This window comes from Mesorhizobium sp. M7A.F.Ca.CA.002.05.1.1, assembly GCF_003998335.1.
In the GTDB taxonomy this organism is placed as follows: domain Bacteria; phylum Pseudomonadota; class Alphaproteobacteria; order Rhizobiales; family Rhizobiaceae; genus Mesorhizobium.
Genome location: NZ_RZQI01001071.1, coordinates 1 through 1,836, shown reverse-complemented (window position 1 = coordinate 1,836; position 1,836 = coordinate 1). Strand labels below are relative to the sequence as shown.

Sequence of the window (1,836 nt, the reverse complement as noted above, 5' to 3'; positions counted from 1 at the left end):
GTCCAATTTTCTCATGGGCCGCACCTTCCTCGATATCGACATGGCGCGTGCCGCCGATCTTTTGGGCATGGAGAGACGCCAGGCGGAAGCGTTCCGCGATCTGGAACGCGGGCAGTTCATGGCGCTCGGCCCGGCGCTGTCGCGCCGTCCGCTGGGGCTGCGCATCGGCCCGACCGACACCAGCCCGCGCAACGGCACGCCGCGGCTCATGGCAATGCCGGAATCCGCGCTGGAAGATGCACGCGCGATCATCCTGGCGGCGCCGCCGCCCGAGACGGTGCGCACGCCGCGCCGCCCGGCGTCGCCGGACCTGCTCGACCAGCTGATGGCGGCCAAATCGGCGGCACTGGAAATGCGCCCCGAGCCGGCGGAGCCGCAAATCAGCGCCGAGGATCTGGCCGAGCGTCGTGAGCGCGTCGACCGTGTGCTGCGCGCCATCCTGGCGCAGCCCGATGCGGGTTTTCGCGTGATCGGGGTGCTCTATCAGGAATTCGTGGTCCGCTGCCGCATAGAAGGCCTCGCGTCGGTCGTGCCGGACCTGCCGGAGTTCCGCCGCATGCTGACGCGCGCCCGTGCCGGCCTTGGTTCCGAGACGACGCAGGATGACGCGTGGCGGGACGTTTCCGTCCGCGCGTCGCTGCTGCCCGACGACATGCAGGGCGTGTTCATGATGATCGCCCGTGCGGCGAAAGAGGGCTGGCCATGCCCGAGCGACGCCGCGATCGCCCGCGCCTACGGCTCGCACTCGCTGCGCCGCGCCCGGCGCCTCTTGACCTATATCGAGGAGCAGGGCCTCATCGTCTGCCAACTCGACGGGACAGGCTGGCGCACCGTGACGCTGGTCGAATTGGCCTGGGCCACCGCACCGGGAGATCCGAATGCCGAAGAGGTGGAGCAGGAGAGCCTGGCGCTGTGAAGCGGCGCGGGTGCTTTGAGCGAATGGGCGATAGGTTTTTTCAGTCACCGTCATCGCGACCAACTTCTGACGGCAACGGTGCCGACGCCGAAATGCGTCATGCAGGGCGCATGCGTTTCGATGGCGCTCACCGATTCGCCCCGATCACCCACTGTTCCTGGTCGACGAGCGTGCCGGTTATCGGCCCGGCAGCATCCGAAAGCAGGAAGACGGCGAGGTTGGCGATGTCGCTCGTCGAGAACAGGCGGCCGAAGGGTTGCGAGGCGTTGGCGGCATCGAGCCAGCCCGGCCCGTTGCCCAACGTGTCGGCCTGCATGACACGTTCGGCCGGCGTGTCGGTCCAGCCGACATTGATGCCGTTGACGCGGATGCGATCGAAGCGATGGGCGTTGGCGGCGTTTTTGGTCAGCGTGGCCAGCGCGCCCTTGCTGGCGGAATAGACGGCGAGTTCCGGCGAGCCGCAATGGGCGTTGATCGACAGGATGTTGACGATGGCGCCGCCCTGGCCACGCTTCTTCATGTCGGCGATGGCCGCCTGCATGAGGAAGAACGGTGCCCGCGCGTTGACCGCGAACAGCGAGGCCCAGCCGTCGAGATCGGCGTCGAGGAACGAGGCCCGGTCGGTCAGCCCTGCGGCGTTGACCAGCGCATCGATGCGGCCGAAGCGCTCGATGCAGGCTTGCGTCAAAAGGGCAGGGGCCGCCGGGTCGGCGAGGTCCGCGGCGACGAAGACTGTCGGCGTGCCGAGCCGCGAAAGCTCTTCCGCCACGGCATCGCCGCGGGTCTTCTCGCGCCCGGTGACGAGCAGGCCGCCGGCGCCGCAGCGCGCCAGCGTCTCGGCGATGGCGCGGCCGATGCCTTGCGTCGAGCCGGTGACCAGCGCCACCTTGCCGTTGAGCTGAAGCTCCATTCCTCTTCCC

Annotated in this window: 1 protein-coding gene and 1 pseudogene; one reads left to right on the top strand and one right to left on the bottom strand. The window is 68.6% G+C overall.

The genetic code is table 11. The features are described from left to right. Positions 1 to 916, top strand: a pseudogene (locus tag EN939_RS32560) (ATP-binding protein); the annotation flags it as partial. Positions 917 to 1,043: 127 nt separating this feature from the next. Here the strand turns inward: EN939_RS32560 and EN939_RS32555 are convergent. Then, complete coding sequence (locus EN939_RS32555) at positions 1,044 to 1,826, bottom strand: SDR family oxidoreductase (RefSeq protein WP_127271630.1); 783 nt, start codon at positions 1,824 to 1,826, stop codon at positions 1,044 to 1,046. Positions 1,827 to 1,836 lie beyond the last annotated feature (10 nt).

Coding starts and splice junctions, on each gene's coding strand:
- EN939_RS32555 (WP_127271630.1), bottom strand. CDS start 1,826: ATGGAGCTTCAGCTCAACGGCAAGGTGGCGCTGGTCACCGGCTCGACG.